Here is a 16,042-nt window from a genome sequence, read left to right on the forward strand (position 1 = left end):
TTTCTAAAATCAATTCGCTGACTCTCACTCTGAGCTAAAAAAGTAAGATTAATGATTTAGTTAATTATGCGGACTTTCACTCAGACGTGAAAAATTAAAAATGATTGATTAGAAAATTGACAAAAATGGAATTCTGCAAGACAACATAATAAAGTAAAAAACCGCTATGCAACAACGGTTATCACAAATAACGGGTTTTGTCGAAAAAGTGTATTTTAGTATCCTAAGCAAGAAAATATTTAAACCGACAAGTTCGCAACCCTACTCCCGCAACTTGTGTTAACCGAGACCGTTGGGCGTCATTTATGAGAAAAATTGCGTTTTATATATTAATCGGACTAGTTCTAATATTTCTAATTTTTCGAATTGGAAATTGGACTGGTTATTTACAAAACTTCAGAGTTTATTCAACTGAAAATGAACCTACTCTTCACGAACAAGATTGGATATTTGGGACAAACCTAATAGAGCCAAGAAGACTTAATTTTATATCTTATAAGGTCAAAGAAGAAAAAACAGATCCTTATCTAAAAACGCACAGATTAATCGGACTTCCGGATGATACTCTTGAAATAAGAAATGGTGTTGTTTTTATAAATGGAAAAAATATTGATAAGCAATTAAATTTAAAACAAACTTACATTGCTAGCTACGAGCAAATAAATATTTTGAAAAATAAGATTAAAAACTTAAAAGTGGATAGAAATAAAATAGTTGGCTTAGACTCCTTAATTGTGAATCTTTCAGATAAAGAAGTAAAAAAAACTTTTAAACCAGAAATGCCAATTTTTGACAAACCAGACAAAACAATTGAGGAAATATATCAGAAACCCTGGAGTCAGGATCAATTTGGTCCATTAATAATTCCCGAAAATAAATATTTCGCTATTGGAGATAACAGAGATGTGAGTTATGATTCCAGATACCTAGGTATGATTGATAAATCTGATATAACTGCCGTGTTATTCGTGGAATAAACGTCGCCCAACAACGCATATTCGCAATTGCGGCCATTGAGCTAAAAGAAAGTTTAATAGAAACCAGGAACTAAAAATCTAAATCGGACAAATCCGTATCTTCACTACCACAACTGGCGAATATACGAGACCGTTAGCCACAATTATCAAAAAAATTCAAATTTATAAAGTAAAAAATGACAGAAGGACAACCAGGAATTCACAAGAATATTGATCTAAATAGAGACTACAATGGAATAAGATTAGGAAGATCTGAAAAACATATAATCTGGCAACTAAAAAAAATATGGTTTATAACCTTTGTGAAAGTAGTAACCTTTAAAGGTTCTACTTACTCATATGCTCTTTTAAAGCCTACAAAAAGAATTGCGGAATCATTCCGAATAGAAAAAGAAGTATTAGTAATAATTCAGAGGTATGAAAATTTCGAAGGTAGAACATTAGATTTTGTTGATAAATTAATGTTCGAATATCAGAATCGTCTGGATAAACTTGCTTTCATGTTTATTTCACAAGATACAGAGGTTAAAGAAAAAATTAGATAATTAACTATTCGTGAACCGGAGTCTCGTATTATAATTCCCCATACATACGATGACTTTTTCGAAGACGATTGTCAAGAAACTCTTTGGAATACATTAAAATCGAATTTATATGGTAGAGATTTATTTTCCTTTGAATCTCCTTTACAAAACGACACTTATTTCTTTGGTAGAAAAGATGTTGTCCCATTTTTATATGATAAATATAAATCAGGTGAAAATTCTGGTCTATTTGGTCTAAGAAAAATAGGAAAAACTTCAGTTTTATATGCATTGCTAAGAAATTTAGAGTTTCGAGAAGAACTTGGAGTTTTTATAGACTGTCAAGATCCATCTTTACACAAAAGAAGATGGAACCAAGCTCTGGAATATATTATAAAAAAAATTGCGACAAATTTCAGAAATCAAAACGATATAATAATTGAATTAAATATCAATTACGACGAGATAAATGCTAGTGAAAAATTTGAAGAAGACCTTATAAAAATATTCGAGGCAAATAAGAAGTCAAGAATACTTATAATTTTTGATGAGATTGAAAATATAACTTTTGATATCTCGCCTTCAAAACACTGGAACGAGGGAGAAGACTTTATCTCCTTTTGGCAGACAATAAGATCTGTATATCAAAACAACCCGTCAGTATTTTCATTCTTGATTGCCGGAGTAAATCCAGTAATTATTGAATCCGGATTAATTAACAGGTTTGACAATCCTATTTATCGAATGATTTCACCTAATTATTTAAATTTTTTCAAAGCGAAAGATGTTAGAGAAATGGTATTTACGATTGGAAACTATATGGGGTTAGAATTTGAAGAAGAAATAATAACATATTTAACGGAAGATTATGGTGGTCATCCATTTCTAATACGTCAAATATGTAGTATGATTCACAATGATACCCCTGATGAAAGACCTATTAAAGTAACTAATTACTATTATCAAGAAAATAAAGAAAAATTTGACAGAGCCTTAATCGATTACATAGATCTAATTGTTCAAGTATTAAACAATTGGTATCCTGAAGAATACAAATTATTAGAGTTACTAGCCATAGATGATAAAAGTAAATTTAAAGAAATAGTAAACAATTCTGATAAAATAATAAATCACCTTATCGGGTATAATTTAATTGAAAAAACTGAAAACGACTATTTCATAAGAATAAAAGCTGTCCAAGATTATTTGAAAGCTAATTCAGAAATTCTAAAATCTGTCCATTCTAAAGAAGAAAAATGGAAAGTAATTACAGAGCTTCGAGGAAATGCAGAAATATCCTTAAAAAGAATTTTAGTTTTAAGTATTAAAATTCTTTATGGTAGAATAAAAGGAAAAGAAATTTTCTTAAAAATAATAGAATCTAACTCCTCAAGATATAAAAGATTAGAAGCCTTAAATCTTGAACAAATATTTTCAGACGAAGGAGAATTATACTTTGAAGATTATCGAAAATTTATAACAAAAAATTGGAGCGAGTATGATAAGATTTTTGGTGACAAACAATTGTTTGATACCTATATGACAATGATAAATTCAAATCGTATTGATGCACATGCAAAATCAATTGATGATTCAATTTTTCAAACTTTAGTTATTTCTCTTAAATGGATTAATAACAAGTTAAATGATGCTTTGAAGAATAACTGTGGCTAACAACGGTTATCACAAATAACGGGTTTTATCGAAAAAGTGTATTTTAGTATCCTAAGTAAGAAAATACTTAAACCGACAAATTTGCGTCCCTACTCCCGCAACTTGTGTTAACCGAGAACGTTGTACACAATTTTAGAATATGACCCGAAAATTTTACTTTTATTTTATATCTATTATTTTAATCTTTACTTCTTGTTCAAGAAAAATAAATCCTAATGAAGGATATGAACAGATAAAGAGCAAAAATTCAGTAGACTTATTTGAAGCAAATAATTCAATTGCAAAAGAAATTAAAGTAAATGCCGATTTTAAAGATAAGCTTTCTCTGGATGATTCCATTTTGTATTATAATGACTCAATTAAATCCAATTATAAAAATTTTACTTTTGATCTAAAAGCCGACAAAAAATATAAAATAAAAGTAAGTAGTTTATGTAATTGTGCAGGTCTTAAAAAATATATATTTATTCCTAAAATTGCTACAGGGAATGTAAATAGTAGAATTAATCTGGAATTAGATTCTACTTATTTTAACTATGAAAAAGGACCTTTGACTTTAAACAAAGTTTGGAGTTTAAAATCTAATGGATTAACTGAGAATACTACTATGGAATTTTTATTATTCTCCGACAATGAAAAACTCTCTGAAAATGTGTTTAAGTTTATTGTGACATCATTTGGAGCAATTCCCGTAAATATAAAATCAACCCTTGTAGGTAACTTTATAATAGAAATTGAGGAACACTAAAACTGTGTACAACAACGGTTATCACAAATAACGGGTTTTATCGAAAAAGTGTAATTTAGTATCCTAAGAAAGAAAAGAACAAAACCGACAAGTTCGCGTCCCTACTCCCGCAACTTGTGTTAACCGAGACCGTTACCTGCAATATTTTTAAAAAAAATTCGTCAATGAACAAAAATTCACTCGCTCTTATATTTTTCTTAATTCTGTTTTCAACAGGATTTTTACAAGGCCAAGAAATACTTGGAAATATATCTGATGAAAAAAATAATGAACCTCTACCTTATGTAAATATTGGAATTCCTAATAAAAATTTTGGAACAGTTTCGGATGAAAATGGGAACTTTAAATTGAAATTGAATTCAGAAATTGAAGAAAATGACACCATCGTCTTTTCATATATTGGATACAATTCTATCAAAAAATTAGTGTCAGAATTGAAAATTCAAACTAATACCTTAATGATGACACCGGACGACAATAATTTAGGTGAAGTAGTTTTCAAAACGAAAAAATTAAAAGAAAAGAGATTAGGCAGAACGAACAAAGGTCTCGGACTTATGCATTGGAATTTTTATTCATCTAAAGAAAAGGATGTTGATGATCGACTTAGTAAGGAAGTAGGAATGAATTTTAAACTGCGGAGAAACTGCAGATTAGAAAATTTTAATTTTGCAATAACATCAAATGAATTTAAAAGTTTAAAATTTAGAATCAATATTTACGACATAAAAAATGATAAACCTGATTCTTTAATAATAACGGAGAATATAATATTTGAGCTGAAAGATCAAATACTTGGATGGAATTCAATTGACTTGAACCCATATAATATTTATTTAAAACAAGATCTTGAAGAGTTTGTTGTAACTATACAATGGGTTGAAAGTAAAAAAGAAAATAAAAAGAGTAAATTTTTCGGAATTCCTGCCAGTACTTCACCATTTCATAAAATTTATTATAGAGAAAAGGCCATGGACGATTTTGAATCCCAGACATGAAGTTTAAGTATGTATTTAGATGCCAAATGTTCAAACTAAAAAAAAACTGCAGGTAACAACGGTTATCACAAATAACGGGTAGATTTTCAAAGAAAATAATTAAATTAACCAAGAATTAAAACCTAAGCCGACAAGTTCGCATCCCTACTCCCGTAACTTGTGTTAACCGAGACCGTTGCAAACAAGAAAAACATTGTGATTTTTACAAAAAAGAAAAAATGGACGTGAAAGTTTTTTCTATAATTGACAAAATAAAGTTGCCATAAATTCAAATTATACAACAAAGGAATCTATTTTAAAATATGAAAATTTTTAAAACAAAGCTGTTACTAGTTACTACACTATTTGTTTCCTCAACATTTTTATCCTGCACGGATGATGAAGAAAATTTAGTATCACCGCTGATTGGTGAATACGAATTGATAGAATATAAATCGCAAACCGAAATCGATTTAAATGGGGATGGGATCAAAAGTAAAGATTTACTATTGGAACTTGGAGAACTATATTTTAATGACACTTACGATAAAAATAATATTCTAGGATACGAATTGAGTATTTCAGATTATTATAATATACGTATGTACGCAATGCTCCCAGGAATGCAATCACTTGATGACGAACCATACTCAGGTACCTATGGATCCCGTTGGTTGAGTTATGAGCTGAAGATAAACGACGATTTAGTTACAATATCTGACTTTGAACGAATACCAGATGAAATTATATACTATTCTTCTGAACTTGAAGAAATAACCTTAATAGAGCCAAATATTGTTCAATTAGAAGTTTCTCAATCTTTCACTGATTATTCAGACAATGAGAGTAAAAGAATAAAAACTATTGCGACATTTAAAAAGATTCAAATTGACCAGTAAATGTCTAAAACGAACTTGTGGCAAGAATTTTAGATTTCAAAACATGACTTAGTACGTTTTTCCAGTTAGCAACAACGGTTAATCGCCAATAAGCGGTAGTTTAAGTAAGAAAATAATTAACTAGACCAAAAAACCAATACTAAGCCGACAAATCCGCGTCCCCTACTCCGCCAACTGGCGATAACCGGGACCGTTGCCCACAATGGGATTTCTGCAAAATAACATAATTTTAGTACTGAATTTAGCAATCAAAAAGTTGAGATTTTACATAAAATTATATGAAAATATGCATTTTGAGAATCTTATAAAAATGCATTTCTGAGCATACTAAAATTGACAAAAAATAATACGCAGAAATTAAAATGAAAACAGGAATTTCTGAAGAAAAAACTTAAATGATAATTTCGAAAAGAAAGAATCGAATGCCGAATAAAAAGTTCTAAGATAGATTTTGCAAAGAAAATAACTCAGCCGAACGGATAAAATAAAAATAGATATTATCTGAGAACTCAAAATAATTTTGAAATTTGACAAAGAAAATATGCAACGCTGACTAAAAAGTCCTGAAGATAAATTTTCAAAAGAAATGACCGATCAGAACGCAAAAAAGTGAATTTTAAAGAATGAATAAATGGTTAACCACGTAAAATCTAAAAATCACTCCGCTGAAAAAAAACACTGTGGGCAACAACGGTTATCACAAATAACGGGTTTTATCGAAAAAGTGTAATTTAGTATCCTAAGTAAGAAAATACTTAAACCGACAAGTCCGAGTCCCTACTCCCGCAACTTGCGTTAACCGAGACCGTTGTACATAATATTTATATGAAAAATTTCAACTTCTTATTTCTTCTAATAATTCTATCTTCTCTGAATTCATTTGGGCAAAAACTAACTTGTGCTGATTTTAAAACAGGCGAATTTTATATTCCCACAGATAATGAAGGCGCAGCTAAATTTTTAGTATATAAAAATGATGAGCTTATTGAAGAAATATCTGAACCGATAGATTCAATTAAAAAATATATTGTTATCCGTAATCTAAAAAGTCAAATAGAATGGAAAAATGCTATTGATTTTGGAGATCCTACTTATGAAAATATAGAATGGATTGATGACTGTACATATAGACTGACCTATGACAATGCGAAGAATAAAAAATCAGAGGAAGATAATTGGATAAATGAAAATAATGGTCTTTTAATTAAAAAAATAAGAATTGTAGATAGTTGTATGGAATACAGTGCAACTCTAACTCTACCAGACGGAATTAAGATTGTTCAAAAAAGTAAAATTTGCAAGAAATAAATACTATGCACAACAACGGTTATCACAAATAACGGGTTTTATCAAAAAAGTGTAATTTAGTATCCTAAGTAAGAAAATACTTAATCCGACAAGTCCGCGTCCCTACTCCCGCAACTTGTGTTAACCGAGACCGTTGGCAACAATATTTTCAAAAGAAATTTGTTTTTGATGTAATTTTGATGCAATTTTACATCAAATGATAAAGTTATGTCAAGACAAAGTATTTCGTTCACAAAGCCTAACGATGAATGGCTAAAATCACAAGTTGATAATCAAGAATATTCTAGTAAAAGCGAATTAGTAAACGACCTGATACGACAAGCTCGTAATCAACAAATTCAAATTGATTATATTAAGGATAAAATTGAAAGAGCCGAGAAAAGTGGATTTACAAAAGATAGTAAAGAACAAATATTAGCGCAATCGAAATCGATGCTTAATGAGTAATTACAAATTAAGTAACGTTGCTAAAGAAGATTTAATTAGAATCCATCAATTTGGAATAAAAAGATTTGGTGTAACTCAAGCCGACAAATATCTTGAAAGATTTTTTGAATACTTTGATTTGATTGCAGAGCAACCTTATACGTTTGAATCGGTTGATTTTATAAAACGTGGTTATAGAAGATGTGTTTACGGATCAGATTCAATCTATTATAAAATGGAAAATAATCTCGTTGAGATAATAACTATAATTGGCCGACAAGATCTTAGCAATATTCGATAAGAAAATACAGTTGCCAACAACGGTTATCACAAATAACGGGTTTTATCGAAAAAGTGTAATTTAGTATCCTAAGTAAGAGAATACTTAAACCGACAAGTCCGCATCCCTACTCCCGCAACTTGTGTTAACCGAGACCGTTACCTGCAAGCTGAAAAGAAAAAATATTGAGAACAAAAAAAATAATTAAGGCTAAACCAAAATTATCATCTATAATAGTTTTGATAATTGGTGGTCCAATTACTATAATACTTTCCACAATATTGATTATAAAGGGAAATGGAAATATTGGAGTATTGATATTGGGAATTCCTTTTTTATTCCTTGGCTTCTACTCTTTATATTGGATGTATCACTTTGATATTTTAGAAATACAAAACGGAAATCTAATTTTTAAATCAATAACTGGTTTTGAAAAGAAAACTATAGCATTATCTAAATTTGACTCTTACTCTGAGATTGAAAAAGAAAATGGAAAATTAAAACACGAGGTCAGTTATATGAAATGGAAAGATTTAACTTTAATTAGTAACGATTTTAATTATAAAATTTCATCGACAAGTTATTCGAATTATGAAGAATTAAGAGATGAATTAATAATTGGACTTAAACGTAATTCAAAGTTTGAAAACACTTGGCACACTAAAAATTCAACCCAATGGGGAATTGGATTTATTTTTTTCGGATTATTATTTGGATTTTGGTTTCTTAAAAACGCTGAAAATACTTTAACTGAGATTCTGATTGTAATTTTAGTTGCTTTAGCGATAATTTTTGCTGGAATACATTTAATTAAAAATCGAAAAAAAGCCAGCAGGTAACATCGGTTAAGCGCAAATAGCGGGCAGTTTGCTGAAAAGTGCTATTTTAGACACCAAGTAAAAATCAACAAAGCCGACAAGAACGTGTCCTTACTCCACGCTACATGCCTTAACCAAGACCGTTACCCACAATGGCTAAGCAAGAAATATGAGAATGAAATGGTGAAAAATATAGACTTTTTGAAAAGAGAACCTAAAGCTTTAAAGCTAATGTATGCTCTAGCACTCTTGATATTTATTTTTAATGCTTATTTGTTCTTCAAAGAAGAAGAAATTAATGCTTATCTAACTATATCTTTTAACCTCATTCTGATAATTTTTACAATCCGCCTTGCAATATTTTCAAGTCAGAAAAAAAACTATTGATTAAATCTTATTGATAGTAAATAAATCGTGATTACAATTATTGTTGATAAATACAAAATGATTTTATATCATAGCAAACTGAATATTTAAAATAAAGGTGCACTGAATGAAAACTAATAGCAACAACTTTATTAAGACCGAACCAATATTTTTGAAGTTACTCTACATCATAGGTTTTGTTTGCGTTATCGCTTCTGTCATATTAATGATGTTTAATAAAAACATAAGTTTTATTTCAATAGTTGGGTTTTCGATAGTGACGTTATTCTACACTCGATTTTTAACAACCGGTCAAAAAAGTAAAATTAAAAATTAGTTTAAGCCACAGTGGGTAACAACGGTTAATCGCCAATAAGCGGCACCGTTAGTAAGAAAATATTTATCTTGACCAACAACAAAATACTAAGCCGACAAATCCGCGTCCCCTACTCCGCCAACTGGCGATAACCGAGACCGTTGGCAGCAAGCAAGAAATGAAAGTAAAAGAACTAAAATTAGCCCTAATAACCTCTGGAGTATTGATAATAAGTGCTTTCATACCATTAATTCAAATAATTTTGGGAATGCTTAATGGATCACTTATATACATAATAGAGATTTTAACTACAGTTGAAAGGAGTAATTTAATTCTTCCAATAAATTTAATTCTATTATTATCCAGTTTAATACTTTACTGGAAATGGACAACATTATGGAAAAGAATCCTAGCGTTAATTATTTTAATATTTTCAATAAATGGAATATTCCTAATAACATTTGACCGTTTATTTATTAACGAAGAATATTATTGGTTTCCCTTTATTATTGAGTCGACTATAATGAGTCTTTTAATATTGATTATAGATTTGACTAAGAACATTGCTAAATTTAATTCTATTGAAAATTGAACTAAAAAATAATGAAAGTATTTTGCTTATGACCATTGGAATTCTGACCAATATAATTGTGGGAATTATTTTAATTAATCAATCATACAAAGGACATTCAATCTTAGGATTAATATTAGGTGGATTAATGCCAGTATTTTCGTTATTATTTTACTCAAATTATTTAAAGCTAAATAAAAACTTAAATATTAAGAATTATAAAAAATTGCTTTTTAAACCTAGTTTAATGATTGGAATTATGATTATCGGAATTTTTATCTTATCATTATTTATGACAATAGAAATTGATAATTTAGAAAATACTTTGATAGAATTTTCAAAGTTCTTTGGAGCGATTTTTTTTCTATTCTTAATTCCGAATTTACTATATCAATTAATTATTCTAAAATTGTTAAAGAAAAGAATTTGAACAAAATGCCAGCTGCCAACATCGGTTAAGCGCAAATAGCGGGCATTAGATTAAAAAGTAATATTTTAGAGACCAAGTAATAAAACAACAAAGCCGACAAGAATGTGTCCTTACACCACGCTACTTGCCTTAGGTACTGTGTTAGAAAACAAGTATTTTTGATAAAAATTTTAGGAAGTTGTCAATGCTAAATTGCTTCTATCCTGTGCAGCAAGGACTTCGGTTCTTGCTGTCTTTTTTTGCTCATGTTCTGGATCGTAATCTATTTTATTTTTCCATAAACTATACATTAATACCAATAGCTTTCGCTCTACTGCTACTAAGGCTATCATTGGTTTGACTTTAGTGGGTTGGACTCGTTCGTAAAATTTTCTCAAGGTTGGATTCCATTGTATGGCACTCATCGCTGGCATATATAGTGCACTGCGAATATGTTTATTCCCTTTCTTACTGATTCTCGTCTTTCCCTTATAAGCACCAGATTCTTTCAAGACCACATCAAATCCTGCATAGCTGGTCAATTGTTTAGCATTAGTAAAACCGGTGAAACCCAAAGTTTCACCTACTACGGTCGCTGCAGATTTAAAAGAGATCCCGGGGATACTTTCCAAATGCTTAATTCTTTGATGCATCTGTGGATCATTCTTAACTAGAATTTCCATCTCCTTTTCTATTTCTATCAACTGCTTTTCAATCAATTTTAATCGCTGTCCATAGCGCTTTAGCTCCCGCTTGCTTTTATAAACGGAGTGTTCTAAGGCATGAAGTCTATTTCGCTCAATCTGCTTTTCCTTTAGTAAAAAAGATCGTTCCCGACTCAGCCCTTTTAATTGACGTAATATTGGATCTGGTGGGCTCCATAATGCCAACTCTCTTTCACAGCCAAGCATGGCAAGCATCCGGCTATCTAAGGCATCGGTCTTGGAACGTTGATCCAAACTTTGAGCATAGCGCTTTACACGTCCTGATTGCATAACACTTACAGGAAATCCTTCCATATAGAGATGGTATACTAAAGCTTCATGATAAATACCTGTCGATTCCATAACGATAAATATATCTTCTGGAGAACTGGCATTTTTAAGTAACCACTTTACCAACTTTTTAAAACCTGGTAAATTATTACTAACCTCAAATGGATCTTCAAACTCCTTTGCAAGTCTAGCCGTTAGACGGCACAAACAAACAGCCAAAGTCTCTTTTGAGATATCTACTCCTAAAGAGAGTTTCAAAATTTCATTCTTCATAATAATGTTGATCTTTTAAACTCTATTCTCCATCACTTTTGCTCGCTTTTGATACGATCTCTGTTATAGGATCTAGGTACTGTTCAAGTTCTTAGAGAAGTTAATAGAAGGGTGCAATTTCTAACGCACGATATCATTGTATATAATGTATCTACCAAGACCTCGCTATCCCTTCTATTGAGTTTAATTATTAATTCCTATTTTTAACTAAATTACAATCTCTAATCTAACATACGAACCAAGACCGTTACCTGTAATGCTAAAAAAAATCGTGCTATCAGTGAAAATTGTGCTGAATAGCAAACAGCACATTTATTTTTTTCAACCGCATCAGCAAAAGCTAAAAAAATAAAAGAGCTGTTTTTTTCTACGCTCAAAAATAACATATCAACTTGATGTAAAATTCGCAAATAAATTATACATTTGCTAAAAATAGGTCAACCCTTTTGTAAACTATAATTTAATGGCAGGTTTTGGAAATTTCATTAAAGTAGAGAGAGAAAAACGAGATTGGACTCAAATTGAATTTGGGGAAAAAATTGGAATTAACTCAAGTGCGATTAGTCGAATAGAAAATGGTTCTCAAAAGTTTAGTAAGACTAAACTCGATTCTTTGTCCGAACTCTTCGATATTGAAATACAAAAAATCAAAGACTTATTCTTCGCTGATAAATTTGCAAGAGAGGCTTTTAAATATAAATGTTCCGATTCCATTTTTTCTGTTGCAGAAGAAACGGTAAACTATTTAAAAAGCACCAATATTAAACAAGGAAAACTCGATTTTGATAATGAATAAAAAAAGTACAGTTTTAGACCTTTTTTCAGGATGTGGCGGACTTTCATACGGATTTGAAAAAGCAGGTTTCGAGGTCAAATATGGCATTGATAATTGGGCAGACGCCCTAAAGACCTTTAAATACAATCATAAAAACTCATTAGCCATTCAAGCTGATTTAGGTGTTATAAATGCTAAAGAATTAATTGAGGAATATAAAATAAATGATATTGACTTCATAATTGGTGGCCCACCTTGTCAAGGTTTTTCAATAGCTGGACACAGAAATATAAATGACGAAAGAAATTTATTATACAAATCCTATTTGGATTTTATCGCTATTTTAAAACCGTCTGGTTTCCTTTTAGAAAATGTCCCAAACATTATGTCAATGGGTAAAGGTTCAGTTAAGGAAAATATCATTGAAGATTTTACTAAAATCGGTTACAAGATAAAATCAAAAATACTTTTAGCTTCAGAATATGGAGTTCCTCAAAATAGAAGAAGAGCTTTTTTTGTCGGATTCAAAAATAATGATGATTATGAATTTCCAGAGCAAATAATTAACGAAATAGTAAATACCAAAGATGCAATATCTGATTTGCCTGATTTAGATTTGGAAGATGGCTCGAAATATCCTTTAAAGATAAAATCTCAATATCAACAAAAAATGAGAAACGGTATTAAGTCATTGCATAATCACCAGCTGACCAATCATACGCCCAAAACTGTCAAAATAATTTCATTAGTTCCAGACGGTGGAAATTATAAAAATTTGCCCGAACATTTAAAAGATACAAGAAAAGTAAATATAGCTTGGACAAGATTAAATAGTTTAAAACCAAGTTTTACTATCGATACCGGTCACAGACATCATTTTCATTATGAATTTAACCGCGTGCCTACAGTTCGAGAAAGCGCACGAATACAATCATTTCCTGATGATTTTATCTTTTTGGGTAGTAAAACAAGTCAATATAAACAAGTTGGTAATGCAGTTCCGCCAATGTTAGCAGAGGAACTTGCAAAATCAATCAAAAAGTATTTATGAAGAAAGTAGATACATACCAAATTCCTGATGAATACTTTTTCAGACTTCATCACGTAAGACCACGTTTTAAAAATGATGTTGAGGAAGTATTACTCTATGTTGCTAACTCAATTTCAGAACTTGACTCTCTACCTAAAAAAGAGTTTCGGGCAGAATTAAATAAAGTGTTGACTGAATTCAAAAAGAATGCGACACTCAAAGAAAAAACTATTGATAATTGGAGGACTGAAATATCTGCATTATTTGCTTTTATGCGAGAAGATAATGGAAACACAAGACCAAGTTTGAGTGCTAAAAGACTTTCAAACAACCAATACTTAGATGAATTTTTTAATTATTTTTTATATTCATTTCAATATCCAGGAGGTCATATTAAACCTCGAATGATTGCTAAACAAATTGATGCTGGAATAAGGTTTAAACCAACTACTTTTATTTTAGAACTTTTAATCGCTGGAGAAAAACTAATTAGCAAACCTTTTAGCTTTACCGCAGAAGAATTAACTCAATGCGCTTATTTTGATTTACGTGTAACAAGAGATGGTAGAAGTCCAATGGATGTAGCCAAAATGATTATTGAACACAGAAGTAAAAAAGTAAAATATAATCACAAATACGAACAACTCAAAAATCAAAAGACAGGAAAATATCCTTCCAAAGGAGATTTTCACAGATATGCTGGCGATATTTTAGATTATATGGTTTTAGCCAATTTACTTAATGACAAAGGAACAGGCTATTATTACTACCTAAACGACGAAAATAAAGACGCTATTAATTATCAGTTAAATAATCGCGTTTGGTATAGTGGTTATGATAAATTTTATGGCAAAACGAATATCGCCAATTCAAAAATTGCAGAATTGGAAGATGATTGGTTTGGGTTTGTCAATAGTTTTGACAACATCACAGAATTTGCGCCTTCGCTTTCATCTTCTGAATCTGAAAGTCTTTCGATTCTAATTCAAGAATATTATTCTCGCTTAAAAGGAGATAAAGTTGTTCCTACTAAAATCATTGGAGATTATGGGGAAAGCTTAATTCTTGCTCACGAGTTTTTGAGGACGAAAGAAACTAAAAGACAACATTTAATTAATAAAATTCCAACACCGCTTGGAGTTGGGTATGATATTCAAAGCGTTGAAATTGAGAAAAGGAAAAGATATATTGAGGTTAAAACTACAAAATCTCGAAAGGTAATAAAAAACAATAGGTTCAAACTTACACCAAATGAGTTAGACACAGCTGATACAATTGGAGACAACTATTTCATTTACTATTTAGTTGCCAATGACGATGGCAAAAATGTTTTCGTTATTCAAAATCCAATTAGACAATTTGAACAAGGTAATCTGAAAATCGACAAACATTTAGTTGTTGAATTTTCTCAAAACGCAGGACAATGGCAGAAATTACTGGAAATACAAAATTAAAAGCAGTTTCACTTTTTAGTGGTTGTGGAGGAATGGATTTAGGTATTCAAGGAAATTTTGAATTTCTTAATGAAAACTACAAAGCACTTCCATTTGAAATTGTATATGCTGTAGATAATGACCCTTACGCTACAAGAATATATAATAGCAATTTCAAACATAAATGTGAAACGAAAGATGTTAGAGACTTGAAAGCGGATGAGCTTCCAGAACACGATATACTATTGGGTGGATTTCCCTGTCAATCTTTTTCAATAAGTGCACAAAATCCGCCGAGACTTGGATACAAAGATGTGAGAGGAAAGCTATTTTTTGAAATGGTAAATGTCTTAAAAGAAAAGCAACCGAGATTTTTTGTAGCCGAAAATGTCAAAGGCCTTCTTTCTGCAAATAAAAAGAAGGCATTTCCAATGATTATTAAAGAATTTGAAAATGCAGGTTATTATGTAAAGCATCAATTGTTCGATGCATCCGACTATGGAATTCCACAAAAAAGACAGCGTGTTTTTATAATTGGCTTTAAAAATTATCAAGATTTCGCTTACTTTAAATTTCCAAAGCCAACGACAAAAGATGATAAAGTAAAGCTTAAAACCGTTATTGACAAGAAAGCTAATAACGAGGATAAATGGTTTTTTAGTGAAAGGGCAGTCGAAGGAATGATGAGAGTTCGTGAAAAAATGAATAAAGGGCGTGACCAAGATGTAGAGCAACCTTGCAATACAATCAGTTCTCACTTATCTAAAGTTAGCCTGAATAGCACAGACCCAGTTCTAAAAATAAAAGGCAAGTATAGAAGATTTACACCAAGAGAGGCGTCTGATATTCAATCATTTCCAAGTAATTTTGTACTCAATACTGTATCTGACAATAGACAATATAGAGCAATTGGTAATGCAGTTCCACCAGTATTAATGTGGCATATTTCCAATTCATTATTTGATTTGATTTCTAAAGATTGTGCGGAAAAAGCCAATGCTGAGAGCAATACACATTTAAAGTCGCTCAGCCAGCGCACCGCCCAAACTTTAAAAGAGTATCGCTCTGCCAAACCTATCAAGATTGAGGAAAGCACTACAGGTAACATCGGTTATCGCAAATAGCGAGCAATCGGGTGAGAAGTGATATTTTAGTCGCCAAGTAAAAAATAACTAAGCCGACAAGAACGTGTCCCTACTCCACGCCACTTGCGTTAGGTACTGTGTTAGAAAACAAGTATTTT

Annotated in this window: 17 protein-coding genes; 16 read left to right on the forward strand and 1 reads right to left on the reverse strand. The window is 30.8% G+C overall.

What is annotated here, in order from left to right; all coding sequences use genetic code 11:
* Window positions 1-305: 305 nt before the first annotated feature.
* The 12 genes from lepB (at window position 306) to BLT84_RS13410 (ending at window position 10,314) form a co-directional block, all read left to right on the forward strand.
* The gene (gene lepB, locus BLT84_RS13350) at window positions 306-977 is read left to right on the forward strand and encodes a signal peptidase I (protein ID WP_091266637.1); all 672 of its coding nucleotides are present in this window, start codon (window positions 306-308) and stop codon (window positions 975-977) included.
* Window positions 978-1,153: 176 nt separating this feature from the next.
* Entirely contained in the window at window positions 1,154-1,522 is a 369-nt protein-coding gene (locus BLT84_RS13355; RefSeq protein WP_091266640.1) for a hypothetical protein, read from the forward strand.
* A 270-nt stretch (window positions 1,523-1,792) separates the two neighbouring features.
* On the forward strand, window positions 1,793-3,175 hold the full coding sequence (locus tag BLT84_RS13360) for a hypothetical protein (RefSeq protein WP_091266643.1): 1,383 nt from the start codon (window positions 1,793-1,795) through the stop codon (window positions 3,173-3,175).
* Between the two features lie 139 nt (window positions 3,176-3,314).
* Window positions 3,315-3,923: a hypothetical protein gene (locus BLT84_RS13365; RefSeq protein WP_034890519.1), complete on the forward strand. Its 609-nt coding sequence runs from the start codon at window positions 3,315-3,317 to the stop codon at window positions 3,921-3,923.
* A gap of 164 nt (window positions 3,924-4,087) precedes the next feature.
* On the forward strand, window positions 4,088-4,921 hold the full coding sequence (locus BLT84_RS13370; protein ID WP_091266646.1) for a carboxypeptidase-like regulatory domain-containing protein: 834 nt from the start codon (window positions 4,088-4,090) through the stop codon (window positions 4,919-4,921).
* 302 nt (window positions 4,922-5,223) lie between these two features.
* Complete coding sequence (locus BLT84_RS13375) at window positions 5,224-5,799, forward strand: hypothetical protein (RefSeq protein ID WP_091266649.1); 576 nt, start codon at window positions 5,224-5,226, stop codon at window positions 5,797-5,799.
* Between the two features lie 825 nt (window positions 5,800-6,624).
* Window positions 6,625-7,107 carry a hypothetical protein gene (locus BLT84_RS13380; protein ID WP_091266652.1) on the forward strand — a complete coding sequence of 161 codons (483 nt, stop codon included), beginning with the start codon at window positions 6,625-6,627 and terminating at the stop codon, window positions 7,105-7,107.
* A gap of 207 nt (window positions 7,108-7,314) precedes the next feature.
* Complete coding sequence (locus tag BLT84_RS13385; RefSeq protein WP_091266655.1) at window positions 7,315-7,554, forward strand: type II toxin-antitoxin system ParD family antitoxin; 240 nt, start codon at window positions 7,315-7,317, stop codon at window positions 7,552-7,554.
* Window positions 7,547-7,834 (forward strand): type II toxin-antitoxin system RelE/ParE family toxin, encoded by a 288-nt coding sequence (locus BLT84_RS13390; protein ID WP_091266659.1) that lies wholly within the window; start codon window positions 7,547-7,549, stop codon window positions 7,832-7,834. The genes BLT84_RS13385 and BLT84_RS13390 overlap by 8 nt, the downstream gene beginning before the upstream one ends.
* Window positions 7,835-7,998: 164 nt before the next feature.
* Entirely contained in the window at window positions 7,999-8,652 is a 654-nt protein-coding gene (locus tag BLT84_RS13395; RefSeq protein ID WP_091266662.1) for a hypothetical protein, read from the forward strand.
* Window positions 8,653-9,491: 839 nt separating this feature from the next.
* Window positions 9,492-9,905 carry a hypothetical protein gene (locus BLT84_RS13405; RefSeq protein WP_091266668.1) on the forward strand — a complete coding sequence of 138 codons (414 nt, stop codon included), beginning with the start codon at window positions 9,492-9,494 and terminating at the stop codon, window positions 9,903-9,905.
* The gene (locus tag BLT84_RS13410; protein WP_157717937.1) at window positions 9,895-10,314 is read left to right on the forward strand and encodes a hypothetical protein; all 420 of its coding nucleotides are present in this window, start codon (window positions 9,895-9,897) and stop codon (window positions 10,312-10,314) included. The genes BLT84_RS13405 and BLT84_RS13410 overlap by 11 nt, the downstream gene beginning before the upstream one ends.
* Window positions 10,315-10,484: 170 nt before the next feature.
* On the opposite strand, the gene BLT84_RS13415 is transcribed toward BLT84_RS13410, so the two are convergent.
* Window positions 10,485-11,561: an IS110 family transposase gene (locus BLT84_RS13415; RefSeq protein ID WP_091266674.1), complete on the reverse strand. Its 1,077-nt coding sequence runs from the start codon at window positions 11,559-11,561 to the stop codon at window positions 10,485-10,487.
* A 463-nt stretch (window positions 11,562-12,024) separates the two neighbouring features.
* Between BLT84_RS13415 and BLT84_RS13420 the strand changes: the two genes are divergently transcribed.
* From BLT84_RS13420 to BLT84_RS13435, 4 genes are read left to right on the forward strand one after another with little or no spacing between them, the layout of a single operon-like run.
* Window positions 12,025-12,357, forward strand: a complete 333-nt coding sequence (locus BLT84_RS13420; protein WP_091266677.1) for a helix-turn-helix domain-containing protein — start codon at window positions 12,025-12,027, stop codon at window positions 12,355-12,357.
* Complete coding sequence (locus tag BLT84_RS13425) at window positions 12,350-13,387, forward strand: DNA cytosine methyltransferase (RefSeq protein WP_091266680.1); 1,038 nt, start codon at window positions 12,350-12,352, stop codon at window positions 13,385-13,387. Before BLT84_RS13420 ends, BLT84_RS13425 begins: the two co-directional genes overlap by 8 nt.
* Entirely contained in the window at window positions 13,384-14,820 is a 1,437-nt protein-coding gene (locus BLT84_RS13430; RefSeq protein ID WP_091266682.1) for a protein NO VEIN domain-containing protein, read from the forward strand. Before BLT84_RS13425 ends, BLT84_RS13430 begins: the two co-directional genes overlap by 4 nt.
* Complete coding sequence (locus tag BLT84_RS13435; protein WP_091266685.1) at window positions 14,790-15,923, forward strand: DNA cytosine methyltransferase; 1,134 nt, start codon at window positions 14,790-14,792, stop codon at window positions 15,921-15,923. Before BLT84_RS13430 ends, BLT84_RS13435 begins: the two co-directional genes overlap by 31 nt.
* The last annotated feature ends 119 nt before the right edge of the window (window positions 15,924-16,042 follow it).

It is taken from the genome of Gillisia sp. Hel1_33_143, from assembly GCF_900104765.1.
Lineage (GTDB): Bacteria > Bacteroidota > Bacteroidia > Flavobacteriales > Flavobacteriaceae > Gillisia.

Excerpts from the sequence above, each read along its gene's own strand:
- lepB (WP_091266637.1), top strand. The coding sequence starts at position 306 with ATGAGAAAAATTGCGTTTTATATATTAATCGGACTAGTTCTAATATTT.
- BLT84_RS13355 (WP_091266640.1), top strand. The coding sequence starts at position 1,154 with ATGACAGAAGGACAACCAGGAATTCACAAGAATATTGATCTAAATAGA.
- BLT84_RS13365 (WP_034890519.1), top strand. The coding sequence starts at position 3,315 with ATGACCCGAAAATTTTACTTTTATTTTATATCTATTATTTTAATCTTT.
- BLT84_RS13370 (WP_091266646.1), top strand. The coding sequence starts at position 4,088 with ATGAACAAAAATTCACTCGCTCTTATATTTTTCTTAATTCTGTTTTCA.
- BLT84_RS13375 (WP_091266649.1), top strand. The coding sequence starts at position 5,224 with ATGAAAATTTTTAAAACAAAGCTGTTACTAGTTACTACACTATTTGTT.
- BLT84_RS13380 (WP_091266652.1), top strand. The coding sequence starts at position 6,625 with ATGAAAAATTTCAACTTCTTATTTCTTCTAATAATTCTATCTTCTCTG.
- BLT84_RS13385 (WP_091266655.1), top strand. The coding sequence starts at position 7,315 with ATGTCAAGACAAAGTATTTCGTTCACAAAGCCTAACGATGAATGGCTA.
- BLT84_RS13390 (WP_091266659.1), top strand. The coding sequence starts at position 7,547 with ATGAGTAATTACAAATTAAGTAACGTTGCTAAAGAAGATTTAATTAGA.
- BLT84_RS13405 (WP_091266668.1), top strand. The coding sequence starts at position 9,492 with ATGAAAGTAAAAGAACTAAAATTAGCCCTAATAACCTCTGGAGTATTG.
- BLT84_RS13415 (WP_091266674.1), bottom strand. The coding sequence starts at position 11,561 with ATGAAGAATGAAATTTTGAAACTCTCTTTAGGAGTAGATATCTCAAAA.
- BLT84_RS13420 (WP_091266677.1), top strand. The coding sequence starts at position 12,025 with ATGGCAGGTTTTGGAAATTTCATTAAAGTAGAGAGAGAAAAACGAGAT.
- BLT84_RS13425 (WP_091266680.1), top strand. The coding sequence starts at position 12,350 with ATGAATAAAAAAAGTACAGTTTTAGACCTTTTTTCAGGATGTGGCGGA.
- BLT84_RS13430 (WP_091266682.1), top strand. The coding sequence starts at position 13,384 with ATGAAGAAAGTAGATACATACCAAATTCCTGATGAATACTTTTTCAGA.
- BLT84_RS13435 (WP_091266685.1), top strand. The coding sequence starts at position 14,790 with ATGGCAGAAATTACTGGAAATACAAAATTAAAAGCAGTTTCACTTTTT.